We start from the raw sequence: 24,881 nt of genomic DNA on the forward strand, positions 1-24,881 counted from the left end.
ACGGCTCAAATCCCCGGCTCATACGCAAGGAAGCGGTCACCATGCCCTCGCGTCCCATAACCTCCGTCCAGCTGCCCTCGGTCTGGATAAGCCTTTTGCACACGACCTTCGGGCTACTCTTCGTGCTGGTCGGCGGCCGACAACAGAACGGCAGACCGCATGACCGCGTCTAACAGGGTGCATCACCGGCACCACCTCATTTCATCACCAACCTTCAAGACTCTTGCCATCCTTGCGGCCGAGCCGCCGCAGCACACCAGGAAACGACCATGATCAAGCAGTTGATGTCGTCGCGCCGTTTTGCCCCGCTGTTCTGGGCGCAATTCTCCTCGGCGCTGAACGACAACGTCCTGAAGAATGCGCTCGTCATCATGCTGCTCTATGGCGCCATGGCCGTGCATGGCGATGCGCTGGTGACCGTGGCCGGTGCGGTGTTCATCTTCCCATTCTTCATTCTTTCGGGACTCGGCGGCGAGTTGGCCGACAGGTACGTCAAGGGCATCGTCGCGCGCAGGCTGAAGTTCGCCGAGATATTCGCTGCCGGCTTCGCGGCGCTGGGTTTCTTCATGCATTCGATCCCGCTGCTGTTCGTCGCCCTCGGCATGTTCGGTGTCATCGCCGCGCTGTTCGGCCCGGTGAAATACGCCATGCTGCCGGACCAGCTGACGGTCGGCGAGCTCGCCACCGGCAATGCGCTAGTGGAAGGTGCGACCTTCATGGCCATCCTGATTGGCACCATCGCCGGCGGCCAGCTTGTCTCCGGCTCCTCGCACATGGGCTGGGTCGCTCTCGCGGTGATCGGCCTTGCCGTCATCTCCTGGGCCTCCGCCTCGCGCATCCCGCACACGGTGCCGTCCGCGCCGGATCTGCGGATCACAGCCAACCCCTGGACCTCGACCTTGCACCTTCTGAAGTCGTTACATGCCGCGCCCCGACTGTGGGACGGCATGGTGATCGTGTCCTGGTTCTGGCTGGTGGGTGCCGTCGTGCTGTCGCTGCTGCCGGCCCTGGTCAAGGACGTCGTCGGCGGTACCGAGGGCGTCGTCACCCTGTGTCTCGCCATCTTTGCGGTCGGCATCGCGATCGGCTCGCTGTTCGCCGCGCATCTTAGCCACGTCAGGCCGAACCTCGCGCTGGTGCCGATCGGCGCCATCATCATGGGCGTGCTCGGCCTCGACTTGTCCTGGGCGATCGGCACGACGGAGATCGCGAAGGGAATCACGCCGCTGGGATTCATCGGCTCCTGGTCAGGCTCGCGCATGCTGTTCGATTTCGCCTTGTTCGCCTTCGGCGGCGGCCTCTTCGTGGTTCCTGCGTTCGCCGCTGTGCAGGCGTGGTCGGAGCCGACCGAGCGCGCCCGGGTCATCGCCGCCGGCAACGTGCTGCAGGCCGCTTTCATGGTGGTCGGCTCGCTGGGCGTGGCTGGCCTGCAGGCTGCAGGCGTCTCGATCGCCTGGATCTTCTTCGGTCTGGCCTTGGCGAGCTTCGGCGCCGTCTGGTTCGTGCTCACCAAATGGGGCAGGGAGGGCGTGCGCGACTTCGGCGCGATGCTGTTCCGCGCGCTGTTCCGCACTGAGGTGCGTGGGCTGGAGAACCTGCCGCCGGCCGGCACCCGCATGCTGATCGCGCCGAACCATGTCAGCCTGATCGACGGTCCGCTGCTCCACGCGGTGCTGCCGATCGATGCCACCTTTGCCGTCGACACCGGGATCTCCAAGGCCTGGTGGGCGAAGGTCTTCCTGAAACTGGTGAGCCACATCACGATCGACCCGACCAAGCCGCTCGGTGCGCGCGATCTGATCAAGCTGGTCGCCAGCCAGGAACCGGTGGTGATCTTCCCGGAGGGCCGCATCACGGTGTCCGGATCGCTGATGAAGGTCTATGACGGCACCGCGATGATCGCCGACAAGGCCGATGCCGTCGTGGTGCCCGTCCGCATCGAGGGCGCGCAGCGCTCGCATCTCAGCTATCTCAAGGATGGCCAGATCAAGCGCTCGTGGTTTCCCAAGGTGACGGTGACGATCCTGCCGCCGGTGAAGCTCACCATCGATGCAGCTCTCAAGGGCAAGACCCGCCGCAACGCGGCTGGCGCTGCGCTGCAGGACGTGATGATCGAAGCCATGGTCAAGAACGCCATGCTGGATCGGACACTGTTCGAGGCGCTCGCCCATGCCCATCGCGACCACGACACCGGCAAGGTGATGATCGAGGATCCACTCGGCACCAAGCTGACCTATCGCAAGCTGCTGCTTGGCTCGCAGGTGCTCAGCCGTAAGCTCGAGCAGGGGACGATGGTGGGCGAGAACATCGGCCTGTTGCTGCCGAACTCCGCCGGCGTCGCCGTGGTCTTCATGGCACTGCAGTCGATCGGCCGCGTGCCGGCAATGCTGAATTTCTCCGCCGGCCCGGTGAACGTGCTGGCGGCGATGAAGGCGGCGCAGGTGACGACCGTTCTGACGTCGCGGGCCTTCATCGAGAAGGGCAAGCTCGACAAGCTGATCGCCGCGATCGAAGGACAAGCCCGTCTGGTCTATCTCGAGGACGTCAAGGCCTCCATCAGCCTGGCCGACAAGATCAAGGGGATGATCGACGGCACCAAGCCGCGCGTCGCTCGCAATGCCGACCACCCGGCCGTGCTTCTTTTCACGTCCGGCTCGGAAGGCACGCCGAAGGGCGTTGTCCTGTCCCATCGCAACATTCTGGCGAATGCCGCGCAGGCATTGGCGAGGGTCGACGCCAACGCTAACGATCTTGTGTTCAATGTTTTGCCGGTGTTCCACTCCTTCGGCCTCACCGGCGGCATGATGATGCCCATGTTGGCGGGCATCCCCATCTATATGTACCCGTCGCCGCTGCACTACCGGATCGTGCCCGAACTGATCTACCAGACCGGTGCCACCATCCTGTTCGGCACCGACACCTTCCTGACTGGTTACGCGCGCTCCGCCCATGCGTATGATTTCCGCACCCTGCGGCTGGTCATCGCCGGCGCCGAGCCGGTCAAGGACCGGACACGGCAGATCTACATGGAGCGTTATGGCATCCGCGTTCTCGAAGGCTATGGCGTCACGGAGACCGCGCCGGTGCTGGCGATGAACACGCCGATGGCCAACCGTGTCGGCACCGTCGGCCGCCTGTCGCCGCTGATGGAGTACCGGCTCGACAAGGTGCCGGGCATCGAGGAGGGCGGACGCCTCTCGGTCCGCGGCCCCAACGTCATGCTCGGCTATGTCAGGGCCGAAAATCCCGGCGTGCTCGAGGCACTGCCGGAGGGGTGGCACGACACCGGCGACATCGTCACCATCGACGCGCAGGGCTTCATCACGATCAAGGGCCGCGCCAAGCGCTTTGCCAAGATCGCCGGCGAGATGGTGTCGCTGACGGTGGTCGAGCAGATCGCCGCGATGTTGTGGCCGCAGGCGGGCTCGGTCGCGGTGTCGATCCCGGACCAGCGCAAGGGCGAGCGCATCGTGCTGATCACGACGCAGAAGGATGCCGAGCGCTCCGCGATGCAGCGCCAGGCCAAGGCGCAAGGTGTGCCGGAGCTGGCGGTGCCGGCCGTCGTGATGGTAGTCGACAAGATCCCGCTGCTCGGTTCCGGCAAGACCGACTATGTCGGCGCCAAGGCGCTGGCCGAGGCGAGTGCGGCAACAGCCACGGTCGAGCGTGAGCCGGAAGAGCGGGAAGTCGCGTGATTGCATCGCTGCGCCGGCGTTCTCAGCACAGTGGCCCCCGCGACGCGGGGGTCGTCCTGCTGCATGGTATCGCCGGCCGATCATTGATGCTGCGTCCGCTGGAAAAGCGGCTGCAGCGAGCTGGTTTTGCGACGTTGAACCTCGACTATGAAAGCCGCAAGAAGCCGCTCGAGTTTCTTGCCGAAGACATCCGCCCGGCCATCGCCGATTTTGCCGCGGGGATCGGCGGGCCGATCCACTTCGTCACCCATTCGATGGGCGGGCTGCTGGCACGGGTCGCGATCGCGAAGCATCGTCCGGCACGGCTCGGCCGTGTCGTCATGCTGGGAACGCCCAATGGCGGCAGCGAGCTCGCCGACCGGCTGCAGAACGTCGGGCTCTATCGCGCCTATTTCGGCCCAGCCGGCCTGCAGCTGGTGACGACGAAAGACGTCACGCTCGCCTCTCTGCCGCCCGCCGATTACGAGATCGGCGTGATCGCCGGCAACCGTTTTCTCGATCCGATCGCCGGCCTGTTCCTGCTGCCGTGGCCGAATGACGGCCGCGTCTCGGTCGAGAGCTGCAAGCTCGCCGGGATGACGGACTACACAACGGTCAAGGCGTCGCATATGGGCCTCCTGGTGCATCCGACGTCGTTCCGGCAGACCATCGCCTTCCTGCACACCGGACAGTTCGATCCAGCGCGTCCGCGGCTGCACGGTGTCATCGCCGAGATCGGCCGCCGCGCGGCCAGCTGACGCAAGTTTTCCTTGCCCGCGGCGGCTATCCCGCGACAATCTCGCATCCAACATCAAGCAACGGGCAAGGCGATGACCGACGACAGCGTGATTCTCGACAAGCGCGGCCAGGCCCTCTGGATCACCATCAATCGTCCAGAGAAGCGCAACGCCCTCAATGGCGACGTCATCGCGGGGATCTCGCGCGGCTATCGCCAGGCGCATGACGATCCGCAGGTGCGCGTGATCGTGCTGACCGGCGCGGGGGACAAGGCGTTCTGCGCCGGCGCTGACCTGCAGAACTCGGGCGCGGCCTTTGCGATGGATTTCTCCCGCCCCAATGCCGACTACGCCGATCTGCTCAGGCTGTCGCAGAATGCCACCAAGCCCGCGATCGCGCGCGTCGGCGGCGTCTGCATGGCCGGTGGCATGGGGCTGTTGTGTATGACCGACATGGCGGTCGCGGCCGATCACGTCATCTTCGGCCTGCCGGAGGTCAAGGTCGGCGTGTTCCCGATGCAGGTGCTGAGCCTCTTGCAGAGCATCGCGCCGCCGCGTCTCGTCAACGAATGGGCGCTGACGGGCGAGCCGTTCGACGCCAAGGCTGCACAGGCTGCGGGGTTGCTCAACCATGTCGTTCCCGCCACCGAGCTCGATGCCAAGATCGAGTGGCTGATCGGCCGTATCGTCGACAAGTCGCCGACCGCCATCCGCCGCGGCAAATACGCCATGCGCGCCATCGCGTCGATGTCGTTCGACGAGGCGATCGCCTATCTCGAAAGCCAGATCGCGCTCTTGGCGATGACCGAGGACGCCAAGGAAGGGCTGAAGGCGTTTGCCGAGAAGCGCAAGCCGGTGTGGCCCGGGAAGTAGCGCGCGGCAGGTGGATCGCTTGACGGCGGCTCTGTTGTTCCAGCTGTCATGCTCCGCCAAGGCGGAGCATCGCTCGTTCCTCGGTTAGCGCGCAGCTTTACGCGCGCCTCGGGGACCCAATTCCCGGCGCTCGTTCATGCACCGGCCAAGCGCTCTGAGCGGGATCCATCGGATCGTGGGTGACGAGATCAAGGATCTCGTTGTTGGCGAAGCCGATCGCCATTGGTCGTATCACGTCTGGCACCACGCCCAGATCGTAGAATTCGGCTACCGCCCCATCAATCCGAAACCAGTTTTCGCAGGCACCGGTGTCGAGATTGATCAATTGGATTCCGCACCACGGTTCGGAATCTGTTTCGGCTAACCTGCGATCCAGTGCGAGACCCTCGAAACGCTCATAGCGAGGTTTCGACAAGCCAACGAAGGCATAGTTGCCGAAAAACGCGAGCCCGCGCACGAAGCCGGGACAGAATGCCAGAACGTGGAACGTCGCGCCGGCTGCTGAACGCTCGATCCATCCGATCTCCCCCGTGCCCGAGTTGAGCACCCACAATCTCCCGCGATAGAGCCGGGGGGAATGAGGCATCGAGAGACCATCGATCACTATCTCATTGGAATGCACGTCGATGACGATGCCGCCATCGGAACGACGGTCGCGCCAGCCGTCGACGGTGTCCGATCTGCTGATCGCCGTAACGTAGCGCGGGGCGCCGTCTTCGATGGCAAGTCCGTTCAGATGACATCGGTCCTCCTTGACGATCTTCGAAATGAAGGAAGGCTTCCACAGCGGCGTGAAGCTGTGCCGTTCCGATGTAGAGGCAAGACAATTGTAAAGCGTGTTGACGAAGACGATGCGGCCGTCGCTCAGCATCCCCACGTCATGAACATCGAGCTCGCCAGTGGTGAAGATCTGGCGCGGGACATAACAGGCATCGTGCAGATCGTTGATCCGCTGCCCGGGCGCAAGTACGTTCCTGAATCTCAAGATCTGGAACATCGTGGCGAGCAGGATCGTGTCGCTGTCCACGACGCAGATTCCCATGGCCTTGTGAAAGAGGCGCTCGTGGACCAAGAGCCCGCCGTCGGCATTCTGACCGAGGAAATAGAATTTGCCGGATTGATAGGACGAACCCGCGATGGCGATGCGCTGAAAACCAAGAAAGTCAGGTAGTCCGGGTGACATGGAATACCGAACCGCCTCACTGCCGGCCTGGCCAACCTGTTCCGCGGGAAGGCGTACGCAAGTTCGATCGGCTGGCAGAATCTCGTTTGATTCGAATGTCGGTACGTCGTCACGACGGCCCATGGATGCTTCTCCAAACGGCGGTGAACCCGACAAGAGGCAGGCCTCTTCAGCGCGGCCTAGGAGAGTGCCTCGAAAGACGGGAACGGCTTAAGACTTTTTGGTCGATGTGCCATCATCTTCTGGTTGTCTAGCAATTTTTGACATATAAAGGTTGAGTTTCCCAGCCCAAAGGAGGAGGGCGGCGCTTGTCCGACAGGTTTCCATGCCGGCAGTTGGTGCTGTCGTCTTCGATGCTGGTGGGCGCAGTTTTCGGCTATAGCCGCCGGGTCTACGCGGCTTGCGCCAATGTGGGCGGTTCCAATTGGGAATGCTCGGGTGCCAGCATCGCCCAGACGATTTCGGGCGCCAACGCTCACGTGACTGCGCTATCGGGATTCCGCATTACGACCGTCTCCTCGAATGCTCTGACGATCACCGGCGCCGGCAACCTTTCATACACCGATACGAACTTCTCTCCGTTTACCGCGACCGCCGGTAACGGACTCAATATGACGACGACAGCCGGCGTTCCGGGCAGCATCACAGTGAATACCAACGGTGATATCACCGCCCTCAACTACGGCATTCGGGGCCGCAACCAGGGCACCGGCGCGCTCAGCATCACGACCAACGGCGATGTCGTAAGCACGGGGACAACCGCGGTATCGCGGGGAATCGTGGCGATCAATTTCGGCACTGATCTGACCGTGACAACCGGCGCAGGTTCCAACGTCCGCGGCGCGCGCTACGGAATTCTGAGCCGCAACTATGGCACTGGATCGACGACCGTGACGGTCAACGGTGACGTCACGGCCGCCGGCACGACCGGCAGCGATTTCGCTCTTCTCGCGAGAGGGAACGCAGATGTCACGGTGACCACAGCCGCCGGAACTACCGTGAGCGGCCAGGAGAGCGGCATCTTCGCGCGGAGCGATGGCAATGGCGCGGTAAAGATCGCCGTCGCTGGCGACGTCACAGGAACCAATACGACGGGCATATATGCGAGAAGCGGAACGAGCGGATCAATTGCGATTGCGATCGGCGCCGGAAGCCACGTGACCTCGAATGGTACGGGAGCGGATGGCTTCGCCATCGATACATCGAGCTTCGTCGTCAGCCCTACCACTCTCACTGTGGCCGGTACGCTAAATGGCGGTGCGGGCGGCGCCGTTCGGTTTCATGGTTCGGCGAACCGGCTTGAGCTTTATCCAACCGCTGCGATCAACGGCAACGTTTTCGGCGGCGGCAGCGACACCCTTGCACTGGGCGGCACTGGTACAGCGAGCTTCAACGTCGCAACGATCGGTGCCGGCCTGCAATACCAGGGCTTCGGGACGTTTCTCAAGGAGGGCAGCAGCCACTGGACGCTTACCGGCACCACTCCGCTCATCTCCAGCTTTACCGTGAATGACGGCCTGCTTGAGGTCGACGGAAACATGCCAAACACCTCAGTCACAGTGAATAGCGGCGCACTGCAACTCGGGAATGGCGGCAGCGCCGGTTCGATCGGCGGCAACGTCAACGACAATGGCATCTTCGCGATCAATCGTTCCGACAGCTACACGTTCGGTGGCATCATTTCGGGCACCGGGACATTCCAACAGCTTGGCTCCGGCACCACCATCTTCTCCGGTGCGAACACTTATACCGGCGGCACCATCGTCAGCGCGGGCACACTGCAACTCGGCAATGGCGGTACCAGCGGCTCGATCGTCGGCGACGTGATCGACAACGGAATCTTGGCCTTCAATCATTCCGACGGTTACACCTTCGGTGGAACGATCTCAGGCTCTGGTGCCCTCGAGCAAAACGGCAGTGGCACGCTCGTCCTGAGCGGGCACAATAGCTACACAGGCTCGACGTTCATCAACAGCGGGATACTGGACGTCACAGGGGAGCTCGCATCGACCGTGTTCGTCAACTCCGGGGCCCGGCTCATGGGCAATGGCACGATCGGCGGCCTCGCTGTCGCGAGCAGGGGAGTCGTTTCTCCAGGCAATGCGATCGGGACGCTTAATGTCTCTGGCGACGTATCCTTTGCCTCTGGCTCCACCTACGAAGTCGAGACCAACGCGACCGGGGCGGCAGACCGGATCGTGGCGACCGGCACGGCAAGACTCAATGGCAATGTCGTCGTCCTGCCGCAGAACGGTGCCTATGCCTTCCGTACCACCTACAATATCCTCAATGCCGCCGATGGCATCAGTGGTGCCTTCTCTGGGGTGAGCAGTAACTCTGCGTTCCTGTTTCCCAGCCTGAGTTATGATGCCAACAACGTGTTCCTCTCGTTGACCCAGTCGACGTTCTTTCCGAGCGTCGCGCGGACGGAAAACCAGCTGGCCGTAGCCACCGCTCTCCAGGAAAGCTCGCCGGATAGCCGGCTCTTTGGCAGCGTGATCTTCCAGACGGCGCCCGGCGCGCAACAGGCGTTCGACGCGCTGTCGGGCGAACTTCATGCCAGCGCACGGACGTCCCTCGTCGAAGACGGTTATTACGCCCGGGACGCCGTCCTCGGACGCTTGCGTCAAACTTCCTTTGAGGACCGTTTTGGGCCGTTTGCGAGTTTCGGCTCCGGTGGTCCAGCCGTGATCTACGGCGATGTCGATCTATCCTCGCCGAAGCATCTGGCCTACGCCGCCGATACGGACAGGCGCATTCTCCGCACCGGCATCATTCCGTCGTCGGCCAACGCGTCCACATCGCGGGGTATTGGCTGGTGGGCTCAGGGAGTGGGGGCTTGGGGCATGGCTCATGGTGACGGCAATGCTGCTGGTATGAGCCGACGCCTGAGCGGTTTCTTCAGCGGAGTAGATGGGCGGCTGGGCGACAACTGGCGGGCAGGCGTCGCGGTCGGCTACACCAATTCGAGGACGAGCATCGATGCCCGTGCGAGCTCGGCCGATATCGATAGCGCATATCTAGCCGTCTATACTGGCTTTGAGGTGGGTGCCTGGAACGTCCGCTCGGGGGCACTTCTGAGCTTCAGCACGATTGGGAGCGCTCGCTCGATCAGCTATCCGGGTTTTCTCGAACGGGCGACCGGGCGTTATGGCGCGTTCAGCTCACAACTATTTGGTGAGATTGGGTATGATCTGAACCTCGCGGATGCTGTTGTGGAGCCATTTGCAGGTTGGTCCTGGATCCATCTCCATACCAATGGCTTCGATGAGGCCGGTGACGTCGCCGCACTTTCCGGCTCATCGCGCGAGGAGGACGTAGGTTATACGACGATCGGAGCGCGCGCGTCGGCGCTGATTGCATTATCGGACGGAATGGCGCTCAAGCCGTCAGCATCGCTCGCTTGGCAACACGGTTTCGGCCAGCTCAAGCCGGAAGACCACCTGCTTTTCAGAAGCACCGGCGCTGCATTTGACATTGCAGGGCTGCCGCTCGCTCGGGATGCCGCCCTGGTGCAGACCGCCCTGGATCTGCGCACAAGCGCCAATACTGTCATGGGAGTGTCCTATCGCGGCAATCTTTCGAGGAGCAGCCAGGATCACTCGATCGAGGGGCACATCAAAGTTCAATTCTAGCTCTATCTGGGGAAAGATATCCGGACAGCGGATGCGCGAGGCGATCAGCGTCTTATCGAGACCTGCCTATCATTTGGCTGCGAATGCGCAGCGCACATTTGAGTGCCGCCTGGCTTGTCCTTGCAGCAGATGAACAGCGTGCTTGGGCGATCATCATTCGAGACTGAAACCTCACAGCAGTATTGGCCACGCAGGTTGCCCTGAGGTTCGCGCGGCGTCATGATTGACGGATGGTGCGGCATTCGGATCGAGGGGAACATGACACGATCCGCCGGACATCCCGACGCTGATGGCCTGTACATCCGGCCGATGCGGCCGGACGAGATCGGGCTCGCGATCGACTGGGCGGCAGCCGAGGGGTGGAATCCCGGGTTGTCCGATGCGACGTGCTTCGCAGAGGTCGACCCCGACGGCTTCATCGTCGCCGAGCGCGACGGCGTGCCGGTCGCGACCGTGTCCTGCGTGAACTATGACGACCGGTTCGCCTTTCTCGGATTCTACATGGTGCGTCCCGAGCTGCGCGGGCGCGGCTACGGCTTGCGGCTCTGGCAGGCGGCGATGGCGCATGCGGGATCGCGTATTGTCGGACTCGATGGCGTGGTCGCGCAGCAGGACAACTATCGGAAATCCGGCTTCAGCTACGCGTATGCCAATATCCGCTACGGGGGGCGATCCGCCGCCTTGCTGCAATCGGCGGATCGATCAGGTATCGTCGCTCTTGCCGATGTGCCGCTTTCCGACATCGAAGCGTCAGATGCGACCGTATTTCCCGCCCCGCGCCGGGCATTCCTGCGGGCCTGGATCGACACGCCCGTTCATGTCGGCCGGGCGCTGATCCGCGACGGTACGCTAGCCGCCTGGGGTGTGATCCGTCCGTGCCATGCCGGCTACAAAATCGGTCCGCTGATTGCGGAAAAGCGTGCTGATGCCGAGGCCGTGGTGTCGGCGCTGCTGAGCGCAGCCGGCGACTCCGAGGTGTTCCTCGACGTGCCCGCGATCAATCCGGAGGCGGTGGCGCTCGCCGAGAGCCTCGGCCTGAAGCCGGTGTTCGAGACCGCGCGCATGTACACCGGGCTGATCCAACCGCTTCGGATCGACCGGGTGTTCGGTGTCACCACCTTCGAACTCGGCTAACTCACCGTCCGAGCGGCCGCGCGAAGCTCAGTTCGTGGCCGTCGGGATCGGTGAGGTGGAAATAGCGCTCGCCCCATTCGGCATTGCAGGGCGTGGTCGAGGGGGCAAAGCCAGCAGCCAGCGCCTTGGCGTAGACGGCGTCGACATCGGCGACGTGGAAGATGATGCGGCCCCACCAGCTCCACTGCTTCTCCCTGGACATGGCGATCAGGTTGAGGAAGCCCGAGCCCACACGGAAGCTCGTGAACGACGTGTGGGCGCCGCCATGGGCGATGTCGTCGAAGCCGAGCGCGCGATAGAACGCGACCGCGCGCGTCATGTCGTGGGTGGCAATCGTAATCGCGCTGATGCTCTCGATGGTCATGGAGGCGCTCCTCGCCGTGTGGAAGCCGCGCCATAGAGAAGCTCAGATCACAGTTGGCATGCAAGGGCGGCCGGGTCGTGACGAATTCAGCGCCAGCGCCGCCGGCTCATCACGGCGCCCAGCGCGAAGAACACCGCCGCGCCGAGCGCAATGGTCGCCGCGCGCGCGACATCCCCCGGCACGAGCATCGCCCGCTGCGCCGCGCCCTGGCTGAAGGAGCCGCGGGTGCGGTGCAGGCGTGTCACCGGGTGATCGAGATTGTCGGTGCGGTCGGGCACCAGCGGCACGTCGGTCTGTTGCCCGGCGATCGCCTTGGCAGCGAGGTAGCGGTCGAGCAAAGCGGGCGCGACGGCGTTACCGAGGATCGTGAGCAGTGTCGGCCAGCCGATCCAATATTCGCGGAAGCCGCCGTCGGCGACGCGATAGACGGCGTCCGCGATCACCTCGGGCTCCACCGGCCGACCCATCGGTCGTGGCGTATGCGCAAGGTGCGCGCGAGCCCAGTCGAATTGCGGTGTGTTCACCGCGGGCAGGTCGACGATGCTGAGCGTGATGCCTGAGCGCTCGTGCATCAGCTCGGCACGCAGCGAGTCGGTGAAGCCCCGGATCGCATGTTTGGCGCCGCAATAGGCCGCCTGCAGCGGAATGCCGCGATAGGCGAGCGCCGAGCCGATCTGAATGATGCGGCCTTCGCCGTGCCGGCGCATCGAGCGCAGCGCCGCCATCGTGCCGTGCACGAAGCCGAGATAGGTGACCTCGGTGACGCGGCGGAACTCCTCCGGCGTGATGTCGGCCACGGTCGAGAACACCGTCTCCATGGCGTCATTGATCCAGATGTCGACCGGACCCAGGCGCTGCTCGAGCCGTTCGGCGGCCTCGAACAGCGCCTGCGCGTCGGCGACATCCACCGCCTCGTATTCGGCATGGGCAAACCGCGCCTGCAGCTCGCGCTGGACGTCGCGCAGCGCATGCTCATCGCGCGCGATCAGGCCGATGCGATCGCCGGCCTCGCCGAAGCGGTTCGCGATGGCACGGCCGACGCCGGCGGAGGCGCCAGTGATGATGATGGTGCGAGTTCGTCTGCGAGGCATGTCCGGTTCTCCACGCGCCCCGTCATACAAACGTGCGGCGGCCGGCAATGTTTCGGGCCGGTCAGGCCGGCCGAATGAATTCTCCGTCAGCCGCGATCTGAGCCGTGGAATTCGACGCGCGATCGATCAGGCCCGAGAGGGCGGCCAGCCCCCTGGAGATTGTGGGACGGAAAAGCTCGCTGAGCTTTGCAGGTGCGACCGAAGCTCAGCCCGGATTGGCCTTGAGGCCGGCGGCCTCGATACCGGCGACGGCGCAGATCTCGTCATTGTCGGAGCTGTCGCCGGAGACGCCGACGGCGCCGACGAGCGTCGTGCCGTCCATGATCAGCACGCCGCCGGGCACCGGGACCATGCGGCCCTGGGCCAGCGTGTTCACGGCGTCGATGAAATAGGCCTGCTCCTGGGCGCGCTGGAACAGGGCGCGGGAGCCGAGGCCGAGCGCCAGCGCGCCATAAGCCTTGCCATGCGCGACCTCGGCCCGCATCAGGCTGGTGCCGTCCTGGGCGGCGGCGGCCTTCAGGCAGCCGCGGGCGTCGAGCACCATCACGGCGAGCGGCTTGAGCTTCTTCTCGATGCCCTTCGCGAGCGTGGCATCGAGAATCTTGCGGGCGGTGTCGAGCGAGAGATCGGCCATGTCGGTGTCCTTGTGCTTTGTGATGCCAAGTTGGCTAGGTCATCCGTCATTGCGAGCGAAGCGAAGCAATCCAGGGTGAAAGAAAAGGTCTGGATTGCTTCGTCGCTTCGCTCCTCGCAATGACGAACATTGAGATCATGCTCCGCGGCGTTCCGACCTCGTGAATCAAGAACACATCTGCGTCCGCTCCAGGCTCATCGCCAGGAGCTGCGCGGCGTGAACGGCACCGCGGGCGGCGCCGTCCTGGATCTGGTGGCGGCAGGAGGTGCCGTCGGCGACGATGAAGGTCGAAGCTTCTGCCTTGCGTACCGCAGGCAGCAACGACGCCTCCGCCATCTGTAGCGAGACCGCGTAGGTCTCGGCGCCGTAGCCGAAGGCGCCGGCCATGCCGCAGCAGGAGGATTCGATCGTCTCAACCTCGAGTTCGGGAATGAGCCGCAACACCTGCTCGACCGGCTTGAAGGCGGTAAAGGACTTTTGATGGCAATGGCCGTGCAGCAGCGCCTTGCCGGGCAGGGGGGCGAGCGGCAGCGCGAGCCGGCCGGCTTCTGCCTCGCGCGCAAGGAATTCCTCCAGCAGCAGCGCGTGTGCGCTGATTGTTTTCGCGGTGGCGTCGTCGCGTAGCGACAGCAGCTCGTCGCGCAGCGTCAGCAGGCAGCTCGGCTCGAGGCCGATGATCGGCACGCCGCGCGCTGCGAACGGCGCGTAGGTCTCGACCAGGCGCTGCAGCTCGGACTTGGCTTCGTCGACCAGACCGGCGGACAGGAACGTGCGGCCGCAGCACAGCGCCCGCCCGCCATCGGCTGGTCTGGGAACGTAGACGCGATAGCCGCCAGCGATCAGCACGCGCAGCGCGGCGTCGAGATTTTCGCGCTCATAGACGCGGTTGAAGGTGTCGCCGAACAGCACGACCTCGCGGCCGTTCTCCGGGCCGAATGCCTCGGCGTCGACGCGGAAGGTGTCGCCGCGGAACGCCGGCAGCTTGCGCTTGGCGCTGATGCCGGTCACGCGCTCCATCAGCGCGCGCAGCGGCGCGCTGTGATTGCGCAGGTTCACCAGCGGCGCGACGCGGGCGACGAGATCGGCGTAGCGCGGCAGGTAGGCGACGAGCCGGTCACGCAGCGTGAGACCATGCGTCGTTGCCCGCGCTGCCAGCACCTCGATCTTCATCTTGGCCATGTCGACGCCGGTCGGACACTCGCGGCGGCAGGCCTTGCAGGACACGCACAGCTTCAGCGTCTCCATCATCTCGTCGGATGACAGCGCGCCGGGACCGAGCTGGCCGGAGATCGCCAGCCGCAGCGTATTGGCACGGCCGCGCGTGACATCCTTCTCGTCGCGGGTGGCGCGATAGGACGGGCACATCACGCCGCCGTCGAGCTTGCGGCAGGCGCCGTTGTTGTTGCACATCTCGACCGCGCCCTGGAAACCGCCGGCGGCGCCGGGATAGGCCGACCAGTCGAGCACGGTCTTGAGATCATCGATGCGATAGTCCGGCGGATAGCGGAACAGCGAGCGGTCGTCCATCTTGGGCGGATCGACGATGCGGCCGGGATTGAGCACATTGCCGGGGTCGAAGCGCTGCTTGACCTCCTTGAAGTCGGCGACGATTCGGCTGCCGAACATCTGTTCGTGGAACTCCGAGCGCACGATGCCGTCGCCGTGCTCGCCGGAATGCGAGCCCTTGTATTCGCGCACCATGGCGAAGGCTTCCTCGGCGATGGCGCGCATCGCCTTGACGTCCTTCTCGAGCTTCAGGTTCAGCACCGGGCGAACGTGCAGACAGCCTTCGGAGGCGTGCGCATACATGGTGCCGCGCGTGCCGTGCTTCGCGAACACATCGTTGAGCCGTGCGGTGTAGTCGGCGAGATGCGGCAGCGGCACGGCGCAGTCCTCGACGAACGACACCGGCTTGCCGGCCTCCTTCATCGACATCATCACGTTGAGGCCGGCGGCGCGGAAGTCGGCGACCGCGGTCTGCAGGGCAGGGTCGGTGATCTCGACCACGCCGCCCCATTTGCGCGGCTCGTTGCTCCAGGCGAAGCCGAGGTCGCCCATCAGCTCGGAGAGCTGCTTCAGCTTGGCGAGGTTCTCGTCCGTTGTCTCCTCGGCGAACTCCACCACCAGGATGGCGTCGGGGTCGCCGCGCACGGCGGCGGCGATCACCGGCTGGAACATCGCGATGTCGCGTCCAAGTCCGATCATGGTGCGGTCCACCAGTTCGACCGCGATCGGCTTCAGCTTCACAAGGTGCTGAGCCGCGTCCATGGCCGCGTAGAAGCTGCCGAAATGGCAGACGCCGAGCACCTTGGTGCGGATCAGGGGCCACAGCTTGAGCTCGATGCGGGTGGAGAAGGCGAGAGTGCCTTCGGAGCCGACGAGCAGATGGGCCAGGTTGTTGGCGGCGTTGCGCGGCGTCAGCGCATCCAGATTGTAGCCGCCGACGCGGCGCTGCACCTTGGGAAACTTGTCGGCGATCTCCGCGGCCTCGCGCTCGCCCAGCGCAAGCATGTCGCGAAACAGCGCGTGAGCGCTGTCCGGCGCGCTGACGTCACGAAGGTCTCGCGGCACCTCGCCAAAATGCGCCAGCGTGCCGTCGGCGAGCGCCGCCTCGATCGCGATGGTGTTGTCGCGCATCGTGCCGTAGCGCAGCGAGCGGCCGCCGCAGGAATTGTTGCCGGCCATGCCGCCGATCGTGGCACGCGACGCCGTCGAGACGTCGACGGGAAACCACAGGCCGTGTTGCTTGAGCTGGCGATTGAGGTCGTCGAGCACGATGCCCGGCTCGACCACGCAGGTCCGAGCCTCGACGTCGAGAGAGACGATGCGGTTCAGGTGCTTGGAGAAGTCGACGACGATCCCCTCGTTGACGGTCTGGCCGCATTGCGAGGTGCCGCCGCCGCGCGGGGTGACGATGCGGCCGTCGTCGCGGGCGAGGGCGAGCGTACGCAGTGCCTCGTCCATCGTGCGCGGCACGACCACGCCGGCCGGGATGACCTGGTAGAACGAGGCGTCGGTGGCGTAGCGGCCACGGCTGAAGCGGTCGAAGAAGACGCCGCCTGCAATCTCGGCGCGGAGCTTCTGTTCGAGCCTGGACGGACCGGCTTTGGCGTTCGGCATGGTGATCCCTGGTCGGACCCGGCTGTCGTCTGGCGGGCGCTCTTGAGCCCCGTGTCATTCATTTCTACAATTGCGTCAATCTGATTGCATGCAAATTGCGCAATCTCGGTCGTCATTCGACCTTGTCCGGCTTACTTCCCGCCGTTGGCGGCTGACTCTCGCCGAAGTAGGCGATCGCGGCGGCGCCCTTGTTGCGCAGATGTTGAAACAGAATGTCGGACAGCTCGCTTCCGGCGCGCCGGCGCAGGGCGTCGAGGATCAGCTCATGCTCGCGCATGGCCTCGCTCCAGCGTTCGCGCTTGCGGGCGAAATTGGCCGAGAAGCGCACCCGCCGGATGCGGCCCGCCAGGCTCTCATAGGTCGCGTGAAGGGTGGCGTTGGCGGCGGCATCCACGATCGCTCGGTGGATGAGCTGGTTCATGCGGAAATAGCCCTGCATGTCCTGCCGCATGTAAAACCCGTACATATCATGATGAAACTGCTCGATTTTTTCGATCGCTTCATCCGAAATCTTCTCGCAGGCGAGGCGGCCGGCGAGCCCTTCCAGGCCTCCCATCAGGTCGAACAATTCGTGGATGTCGGCGGCGCTGAGCGGGCGCACCCGAGCGCCGCGATTGGGCAGCAGCTCGACCAGGCCTTCGGCCGCGAGCACCTTGAGCGCTTCGCGCAAGGGAGTGCGGGACACCCCCAGCATTTCGCAAAGCTGGCGCTCGGACAGGCGTCCGCCGTCGGCGACGTGGCCCTCGACGATGTAGTCGCGCAGCCGTGCCAGGATCTCGTCATGCAGCGAGGTCTCGTCCCGCGCAGGCGCAGGTCGACCACTTGGATCTGCCAATGGTGGCGTCTCGATATCGGGAATCGTGGAATTCATCTCACCCCATTGTAGCGATAGTTACAGATGTGGTCGACCTTGTTTGTGAATACGTTTAATCCCTTGCATGCTTAATGATTGAATGCAATCATGGGTGCCAGAATGCCGTCGTCGCCTGGAGCTCTGTCGTGACCCGTCCCCAAGGCCGTCATTTCTTGCATATTCCGGGCCCAAGTCCGGTGCCCGAGCGGGTGCTGCGGGCGATGGACATGCCGGTGATCGATCACCGCAGCGCCGAGTTCGCCGAACTCGGCAAGGCCGTGCTCGGCGGCTCGCAGGCGATCTTCAAGGCCACGAGCCCGGTAGTCATCTATCCGTCCTCGGGCACCGGCGCCTGGGAGGCCGCCATCGTCAACACGCTGTCGCCGGGCGACAAGGTGCTGATGGTCGAGACCGGTCACTTCGCCACGCTGTGGCGGCAGATGGCGGCGCGGTGGGGAATCGAGGTCGATTTCATTCCCGGCGACTGGCGCCGTGGCGTCGATCCTGCCGTCATCGAGGAGAAGCTGGTTGCCGACGCCGGTCATCGGCTCAAGGCGGTGATGGTCGTGCACAACGAAACCTCGACCGGCGCGACCAGCCGGATCGGCGAGGTGCGCGCCGCGATCGACCGCGCCAAGCATCCGGCGCTGCTGATGGTCGACACGATTTCTGGTCTCGCCTCGGCCGACTTCCGATTCGACGAGTGGAAGGTCGATGTCGCCGTGTCGTGCTCGCAGAAGGGCTTCATGCTGCCGCCGGGGCTCGGCTTCAACGCCATCTCGGACAAGGCGCGCCTTGTTGCCAAGGCCAACAAGATGCCGCGCTCGTTCTGGGATTGGGAGGACATGCTGAAGCTGAACGCGAACGGCTTCTTCCCCTACACGCCGGCGACGAACCTGCTCTACGGTCTGCGTGAAGCGATTGCGATGCTGCTCGAGGAGGGTCTCGATCAGGTGTTCGCGCGCCACCTCAGGCTTGCGGCCGCGACCCGCGCCGCCGTCGAGCATTGGGGCCTGGAGGTGCTGTGCCAGGAGCCGAAGGATTTCTCTCCGGTGCTGACCGCCGTGCTGATGCCGCCGGGCCATGACGCAGATCAGTTCCGTCAGGTCGTGCTCGACAACTACAACATGTCACTCGGTTCGGGCCTGTCCAAGGTCGCGGGCAAGGTGTTCCGCATCGGCCATCTCGGCGAGTGCAACGCGCTGACCCTGATGGCTGCGCTGAGCGGTGTCGAGATGGGGCTGCGTGCGGCCGGCGTGCCGCATCGTGCCGGCGGCGTCGATGCCGCGATGGCGCTGCTTGAAGAGCCATTGGAGGGCAATGCGCCGCGCCATCTGGCTGCGGTGAAATGAGGCCAAATCGCGTGCAGCAAGCTGGGACGTCCCGCTATGCCGCACTGCACAGGAGAAGGGGATTCGTGTGCATCTGAGGGATGTCAGCCCGAAGCGATCGGTGCTTGCGTCTTCTTTGTTGACGCCAGCGGTCTGGCGGGAGAAAAGCGCGGCCAGCGCGTGGGATGCCACGCCCGCGCACCAACCAAATGACCGGGGATGGACGCCAATGACTGTGCACACAGGACGGCATTTTCTTCAGATTCCGGGGCCGACCAACGTGCCCGACCGCGTGCTGCGCGCGATGGATATGCCGACGCTGGACCATCGCGGTCCCGAGTTCGCCGAGCTCGGCTTCGCCGTGCTGACTGCATCGCAGCGAATCTTCCGCACCAAGCAGCCGGTGATCATCTATCCGTCGTCGGGCACCGGCGCGTGGGAAGCTGCGATCGTCAACACGCTCGCGCCTGGCGACAAGGTGCTGATGGCCGAGACCGGCCAGTTCGCGGTGCTGTGGCGTGGCATCGCCGACAAGTTCAAGCTCGACGTCGACTTCATCCCCGGCGACTGGCGTCATGGCGCCGACATCGCGGCGATCGAGCAGCGTCTGGTCGATGACAAGGCGCACAAGATCAAGGCCGTCTGCGTCGTGCACAACGAGACCTCGACCGGCTGCCTGACGCCGCCGCTCGAGGTGCGCAAGGCGCTCGACCGGGCCGGCCACCCGGCGCTCCTGATGGTCGACACCATCTCTGGCCTCGGCTCGATGGAGTATGAGCACGACGCGTGGGGCATCGACGTCTCCGTCGCGGGCTCGCAGAAGGGCCTGATGCTGCCGCCGGGCCTCGGCTTCAACGCCGTCTCGGAGAAGGCGCTCGCCGCCGCCAAGGCCAATCCCGGCATGCGCTCCTATTGGGACTGGCAGGAGATCATCACCTTCAACAAGCTTGGTACCTTCCCCTATACGCCGGCGTGCAATCTGCTGATGGGCCTCAACGAGGCGCTGAAGATGCTGGAGGAGGAGGGGCACGAGAACGTGTTTGCGCGCCATCGCCGCCACAGCCTTGCGACGCGGGCTGCCGTCAAGGCCTGGGGCCTGGATACGCAGTGTCAGGATCCGCAGGCGCATTCGCCGGCGCTGACCGGCGTGGTCATGCCCGAGGGCCATGACGCCGATCAGTTCCGCAAGACGGTGCTGGAAAACTTCGACATGTCGCTCGGCACCGGCCTCAACAAGATCAAGGGCAAGGTCTTCCGCATCGGTCATATCGGTCACTTCAACGACTTGATGCTGATGGGCACGCTCGCAGGCGTCGAGATGGGCCTTGCGCTCGCTGGCGTGCCGCATCGTGCCGGTGGCGTGCTCGCGGCGATGGATGTCCTGAAGGCGCGCGAGGCGGCGCCGATTCCGAAGGTGGCCTGATGAACGCACCTGTGACCGGCTCCGACGATCTGATCTATACCGTCGACGACGGCATCGCCAAGATCACCTTCAACCGGCCGCAGGCGCGCAACGCGATGACATTCGCGATGTACGACCGGATGGCCTCGATCTGCGAGGCCATCAACGCCGATCGGTCGATCAAGGCGCTGATCCTGACTGGCGCGGGCGACAAGGCCTTCGCCTCCGGCACCGACATCTCCCAGTTTCGTGCCTTCAAGACCGCGCAGGATGCGCTCGACTACGAGGCGCGGATCGACCGCGTGCTCGGCGCGCTCGAACTGTGCCGTGTGCCGGTGATTGCGGCGATCGCGGGCGCCTGCACCGGCGGCGGTGCCGGCATTGCCGCCTGCTGCGACATTCGCATCGGCACCGAGACGACACGTATCGGTTTTCCGATCGCGCGCACGCTCGGCAACTGCCTGTCGATGTCGAACATCTCGCGCGTGGTCTCCCTGATCGGACCGGCGCGCACCAAGGACCTGATCTTCAAGGCCCGGCTGGTCGAGGCGCCGGAGGCGCTCGCGCTCGGTCTGCTCAACGAGATCGTGCCTGACGTCGAGACGCTGCAGACACGCGCGCTGGAGACCGCGAGGCTCGTCGCCTCGCACGCGCCGATCACCCTCGAGGTCACCAAGGAGGCCGTGCGCCGCATCCGCCGGACTCTGTCGCGGGACGAGGGCGAGGATTTGATCCTGCGCGCCTATATGAGCGAGGATTTCCGCGAAGGCATGGAGGCGTTCCTCAACAAGCGGACGCCGAACTGGAAAGGCAAATAGTCCGATGCCGTGCTTGCGACCTTATGCCGATGAACATGAGGCCGCATCATGCTTGTGTTCTTGAACTGACCACAATAAGCCAGCAGTATCCTGGTAGGATGCAAGCTGGGGCTTCGAACGGGGAAGAAAGCACGTGCGCAAACTCATCAAGATCGCGGCCGCGACGGCGGCCTTTTTCGCAACTGCGCCGGCCTTTGCCGGCTGGGAGCCGACCAAGCCGGTCGAGATCGTCGTCGCCGCGGGCGCCGGCGGTGCATCCGACCAGATGGCGCGGATGATGCAAGCTGCCATTCAGAAGAACAATCTGCTGAAGCAGCCGGTGGTCGTGTCGCTGAAGGGCGGCGCGTCCGGGGCCGAGGCGCTGATGTACATGAAGTCCAGCGACGGCGATCCGAACAAGGTCCTGATCGCCTATTCGCTGATCTATATGCTGCCGCTGTCGGCCAAGCTGCCGTTCGACTGGCGCGAACTGTCGCCGGTCGCGGTGATCGCACTCGATCAGTTCGTGCTGTGGGACAACGTCAACGGCCCGAAGACGGTGAAGGAGTTCATCGAAGCCGCCAAGGCGTCGAGTTCTCCGTTCAAGTTGGGCGGCACCGGTTCCAAGCGGGAGGATCACGTGCTCACGGTCTTCATGGAGAAGAAGACCGGCGCCAAGTTCTCCTATCTGCCCTACAAGTCGGGGGGCGAGGCCGCGACCCAACTGGTTGGCGGGCACACCGAAGCGAACGTCAACAATCCTTCCGAGAATCTCGAAGTCTGGCGCGCCGGCCAGGTGCGTCCGCTCTGCGTGTTCGACAAGGAGCGCATCTCCTACACGACCAAGGTCACGGAGACGCAGTCCTGGAACGATATTCCGACCTGCAAGGAGCAGGGGCTGGACGTGCAATACCTGATGCTGCGCGGCATGTTCCTGCCGGGCAAGGTGACGCAGGAACAGCAGGAGTTCTACATCGACCTGTTCAGCAAGCTGGTGCAGACGCCGGAATACAAGGACTACATGGAGAAGCAGGCGCTGAAGCCGATCTTCCTCACCGGCAAGGACATGCTGCAGTTTCTCGAAGAGGACGGCTCGCTCAACAAGCAGCTGATGACGGAAGCCGGCTTCGTCGCCAAGTGAGGCGGGGCGAGGGGATGAGGAGGATCGATGTCCAACGCTGAGCTCGAGATTGCCGTCGACGATCCGACCGCGCCGGAGGAGGATTCTCCGGCCGTCACCTCCACCCGGACCGTCGACGTCGCGGTGTCGCTGCTGCTGCTCGCGCTCGCGGTCGTGCTCGCCTGCGACAATTGGCGGACCGGCGCGTCCTGGGACTCGACCGGTCCGGAGCCCGGCTACTTCCCGTTCTATCTGTCGGTGATCCTCGGCGGCGCCAGCCTTTACGGGATCGGCGCCGCCTTCGTGTCGAGAAAGGAAGCGGTCGAGACCTTCGTGACGCGCGCGCAACTGCGGCGCGTGATGGCGGTATTCGTGCCGACGCTGCTGTTCTGCATCGCGATGCAGTTTCTCGGCATCTACGTCGCGAGCTTCCTGCTGATCGCCGGGTTCATGCGCCTCGTAGGCAAGATCGCGATCTGGAAATCGCTGCTCACGGCGTTGCTGTTCAGCGCCGTGATGTTCGTGACTTTCGACGTCGTGTTCGACGTGATCATGCCGAAGGGCCCGCTCGAAGCGGCGTTCGGGTACTGACACCGGTCTCTCCCCCGTCATTGCGAGGAGCAACGCGACGACGCAATCCAGGGCTGCGCACTCGACTCTGGATTGCTTCGCTGCGCTCGCAATGACGAGGAAACAGTTGGAATGAAATCATGGAAGCCTTGGGTCTGCTGCTGCACGGGTTCGCGGTCCTCCTGACCTGGAAGACGCTGCTGCTGATGATGGTTGGGCTCGTGCTCGGCGTCTTCGTCGGCGTGCTGCCCGGGCTGGGCGGGCCCAACGGTGTCGCCATCCTGTTGCCGCTGACCTTCTCGATGGACCCGACCTCGGCCATCGTGATGCTGTCCTGCATCTACTGGGGCGCGCTGTTCGGCGGCGCCATCACCTCGATCCTGTTCAACATTCCCGGCGAGGCGTGGTCGGTGGCGACCACTTTCGACGGCTATCCCATGGCGCAGCAGGGCAAGGCGGCGGAGGCGCTGACAGCCGCCTTCACCTCGTCGTTCATCGGCTCGCTGGTCGCGGTGATGCTGATCACCTTCCTGGCGCCCTGGATCTCTTCCTTCGCGCTGAGGTTCGGTCCGCCCGAGTTCTTCGCCGTGTATCTCCTGACCTTCTGCTCGTTCGTGGGCTTGGGACGCGAGGACAAGCACAAGACGGTCATTGCGATGGCGCTCGGTCTGCTGCTTGCCGGCGTCGGCATGGACACCGTGTCCGGTCAGTTGCGGATGACCTTCGGCTCGACCGATCTGTTGCGCGGCATCAACTTCCTGGTCGCGGTCATCGGCCTGTTCGGCATCAGCGAGATCCTGCTGACGATGGAGGAGCGCCTGGCGCTGCGCGGCCACGCCGCCTCGATCTCGCTGCGCACCGTACTCGCGGTGTGGAAGGACCTGCCGAAATATTGGATGACCCTGCTGCGCTCCTCGGTGATCGGCTGCTGGCTCGGCATCACGCCGGGCGGCGCGATTGCCGCCTCCTTTATGGGCTACAACCTCGCCAAGCGCTTCTCGAAGGATCCGGACAGTTTTGGCAAGGGCCGCATCGAGGGCGTGTTCGCGCCTGAGACGGCGGCGCATGCCTCGGGCACCGCGGCGCTGCTGCCGATGCTGGCGCTCGGCATCCCCGGCTCCGGCACCGCGGCGATCCTGCTCGGCGGCCTGATGGTCTGGGGTCTCAATCCCGGACCGCTGTTGTTCGTGGAGCACAAGGATTTCGTCTGGGGCCTGATCGCCTCGATGTATCTCGGCAATGTCGTCGGCCTCGTGCTCGTGCTTTCCACCGTGCCGATCTTCGCCTCGATCCTGCGCGTGCCGTTCGCGGCCGTGGCGCCGATGATCGTGGTGTCCTGCGCGATCGGCGCCTACGCGATCCAGAACGCGATGTTCGACGTCTGGCTGATGCTCGGCTTCGGCGTCGTCGGCTATGTCTTCAAGAAGATCAAGATCCCGCTGGCGCCGTTCACCTTGGCGCTGGTGCTCGGCAGCCGTGCCGAGGACGCGTTCCGGCAGTCGATGATCATCTCCGGCGGCAACATGAAAGTGTTCTGGGCGAACGGGCTGGTGGGCACCATAACGACGCTGGCGATCGTGCTCTTGTTCTGGCCGCTGATCGATCGGTTGTTTGCAAGCTTCGGTAAATCGAGCGCGCCGGCGGCGAAGGCCGAGGCTTAAGGATCGGCGGTTCTATTGGATGAGGCGAGCGCTCCGGGCCCTCATGGTTCTCCCGGCGATGCGAAGCATCGTCCGGAGACGCGACGCGCGCGGCGCTCGTCACCATGAGGGTTGAAGATTTAACCGCGAAATCCGCCCCCGTCCTGAGGAGCCCACCGCAGGTGGGCAACGAGCCGAGCTTGCGGCTGCGGGACCGAGCCGGACCGATGTTCGAAGCCGTCCTGCGCTTCTCCTGTCGTTGTGTCTTTGCGATGACAGCTTTTTAGGCAGGAGAGTGGTAGGCTTCATTCATGGGCAGTTCTGAATTGCTCACGCGCGGTGCCTGATCTCTGGTCATCGCGCCCTGATGTTTCCTCCCGAGACGATCCCTAGCCCGGCGCTTGCGTCGGGCTTTTTTTTGCGTTCGGTGGATCAGAGTTCGCAGCTCATCCCGGTTGCGCCCCGAAATGAAAAAGCCTCCGTCCGGCTTCTCGGAAGGAGGCTTTGGGCAAAGGCGATGTAGGAAAGAGAGCGTGCGAACCCGAGGAAGGTCAATTGGCCTTCTCGGCCACCGGCATGTGGTACCAGTCGGACTCGTTGTCGAGCATCGTCTCGTCGAACGGCAGAGCGCCGGGGTGATTCAAAGCGGCTCCGTTGACGTCGCGCACGATGTTCATCGCCGTCAGAAACTCGTTCAACTCGGATGCGCTCATGACCCGCTAC

At 64.3% G+C, this 24,881-nt stretch carries 18 protein-coding genes; 11 read left to right on the forward strand and 7 right to left on the reverse strand.

Features of this window, described 5'->3' with window-relative positions:
• Positions 1-269: 269 nt before the first annotated feature.
• From QW881_RS03905 to QW881_RS03915, 3 genes are all read left to right on the forward strand, one after another.
• Positions 270-3,695 carry an acyl-[ACP]--phospholipid O-acyltransferase gene (locus QW881_RS03905; protein WP_315756121.1) on the forward strand — a complete coding sequence of 1,142 codons (3,426 nt, stop codon included), beginning with the start codon at positions 270-272 and terminating at the stop codon, positions 3,693-3,695.
• Complete coding sequence (locus tag QW881_RS03910; protein WP_315756371.1) at positions 3,695-4,432, forward strand: esterase/lipase family protein; 738 nt, start codon at positions 3,695-3,697, stop codon at positions 4,430-4,432. Before QW881_RS03905 ends, QW881_RS03910 begins: the two co-directional genes overlap by 1 nt.
• Before the next feature lie 72 nt (positions 4,433-4,504).
• Positions 4,505-5,284, forward strand: coding sequence for an enoyl-CoA hydratase/isomerase family protein (locus tag QW881_RS03915; protein ID WP_315756120.1), 780 nt, complete (start codon positions 4,505-4,507; stop codon positions 5,282-5,284).
• Between the two features lie 97 nt (positions 5,285-5,381).
• Here QW881_RS03915 and QW881_RS03920 read toward each other — a convergent pair whose 3' ends face one another.
• Positions 5,382-6,590: a TIGR03032 family protein gene (locus QW881_RS03920; protein WP_315756119.1), complete on the reverse strand. Its 1,209-nt coding sequence runs from the start codon at positions 6,588-6,590 to the stop codon at positions 5,382-5,384.
• Positions 6,591-6,775: 185 nt separating this feature from the next.
• Here QW881_RS03920 and QW881_RS03925 point away from each other — a divergent pair, with 185 nt between their 5' ends.
• Both QW881_RS03925 and QW881_RS03930 read left to right on the forward strand, forming a co-directional pair.
• Positions 6,776-10,102 (forward strand): autotransporter domain-containing protein, encoded by a 3,327-nt coding sequence (locus QW881_RS03925; protein WP_315756118.1) that lies wholly within the window; start codon positions 6,776-6,778, stop codon positions 10,100-10,102.
• A 258-nt stretch (positions 10,103-10,360) separates the two neighbouring features.
• Positions 10,361-11,236, forward strand: a complete 876-nt coding sequence (locus tag QW881_RS03930; RefSeq protein ID WP_315756117.1) for a GNAT family N-acetyltransferase — start codon at positions 10,361-10,363, stop codon at positions 11,234-11,236.
• Position 11,237: 1 nt separating this feature from the next.
• On the opposite strand, the gene QW881_RS03935 is transcribed toward QW881_RS03930, so the two are convergent.
• From QW881_RS03935 to QW881_RS03955, 5 genes are all read right to left on the reverse strand, one after another.
• Positions 11,238-11,600, reverse strand: coding sequence for a VOC family protein (locus QW881_RS03935; RefSeq protein WP_315756116.1), 363 nt, complete (start codon positions 11,598-11,600; stop codon positions 11,238-11,240).
• A gap of 86 nt (positions 11,601-11,686) precedes the next feature.
• Positions 11,687-12,691: an SDR family oxidoreductase gene (locus QW881_RS03940; RefSeq protein ID WP_315756115.1), complete on the reverse strand. Its 1,005-nt coding sequence runs from the start codon at positions 12,689-12,691 to the stop codon at positions 11,687-11,689.
• A 205-nt stretch (positions 12,692-12,896) separates the two neighbouring features.
• Entirely contained in the window at positions 12,897-13,325 is a 429-nt protein-coding gene (locus QW881_RS03945) for a GlcG/HbpS family heme-binding protein (RefSeq protein WP_315756114.1), read from the reverse strand.
• Between the two features lie 165 nt (positions 13,326-13,490).
• Positions 13,491-16,445 (reverse strand): FAD-binding and (Fe-S)-binding domain-containing protein, encoded by a 2,955-nt coding sequence (locus QW881_RS03950; RefSeq protein WP_315756113.1) that lies wholly within the window; start codon positions 16,443-16,445, stop codon positions 13,491-13,493.
• Positions 16,446-16,557: 112 nt separating this feature from the next.
• Positions 16,558-17,316, reverse strand: coding sequence for a GntR family transcriptional regulator (locus tag QW881_RS03955; RefSeq protein ID WP_315756112.1), 759 nt, complete (start codon positions 17,314-17,316; stop codon positions 16,558-16,560).
• A gap of 128 nt (positions 17,317-17,444) precedes the next feature.
• On the opposite strand from QW881_RS03955, the gene QW881_RS03960 reads away from it, so the two are divergent.
• From QW881_RS03960 to QW881_RS03985, 6 genes are all read left to right on the forward strand, one after another.
• A complete protein-coding gene (locus QW881_RS03960) occupies positions 17,445-18,650 on the forward strand; it encodes an alanine--glyoxylate aminotransferase family protein (protein ID WP_315756111.1) in 1,206 nt (401 codons plus the stop codon).
• A 208-nt stretch (positions 18,651-18,858) separates the two neighbouring features.
• Positions 18,859-20,052: a pyridoxal-phosphate-dependent aminotransferase family protein gene (locus QW881_RS03965; protein WP_315756110.1), complete on the forward strand. Its 1,194-nt coding sequence runs from the start codon at positions 18,859-18,861 to the stop codon at positions 20,050-20,052.
• Positions 20,052-20,849 carry an enoyl-CoA hydratase/isomerase family protein gene (locus QW881_RS03970; protein ID WP_315756109.1) on the forward strand — a complete coding sequence of 266 codons (798 nt, stop codon included), beginning with the start codon at positions 20,052-20,054 and terminating at the stop codon, positions 20,847-20,849. Before QW881_RS03965 ends, QW881_RS03970 begins: the two co-directional genes overlap by 1 nt.
• 133 nt (positions 20,850-20,982) lie before the next feature.
• Positions 20,983-21,969, forward strand: coding sequence for a tripartite tricarboxylate transporter substrate binding protein (locus QW881_RS03975; protein ID WP_315739011.1), 987 nt, complete (start codon positions 20,983-20,985; stop codon positions 21,967-21,969).
• A 27-nt stretch (positions 21,970-21,996) separates the two neighbouring features.
• Positions 21,997-22,539, forward strand: a complete 543-nt coding sequence (locus QW881_RS03980) for a tripartite tricarboxylate transporter TctB family protein (protein ID WP_315756108.1) — start codon at positions 21,997-21,999, stop codon at positions 22,537-22,539.
• A 119-nt stretch (positions 22,540-22,658) separates the two neighbouring features.
• Complete coding sequence (locus QW881_RS03985) at positions 22,659-24,179, forward strand: tripartite tricarboxylate transporter permease (RefSeq protein WP_316158008.1); 1,521 nt, start codon at positions 22,659-22,661, stop codon at positions 24,177-24,179.
• A gap of 530 nt (positions 24,180-24,709) precedes the next feature.
• Here QW881_RS03985 and QW881_RS03990 read toward each other — a convergent pair.
• A complete protein-coding gene (locus QW881_RS03990) occupies positions 24,710-24,871 on the reverse strand; it encodes a hypothetical protein (RefSeq protein ID WP_315739007.1) in 162 nt (53 codons plus the stop codon).
• Positions 24,872-24,881: the final 10 nt, after the last annotated feature.

The sequence above is a fragment of the Bradyrhizobium sp. SZCCHNS3016 genome, from assembly GCF_032484535.1.
Classification (GTDB): domain Bacteria; phylum Pseudomonadota; class Alphaproteobacteria; order Rhizobiales; family Xanthobacteraceae; genus Bradyrhizobium.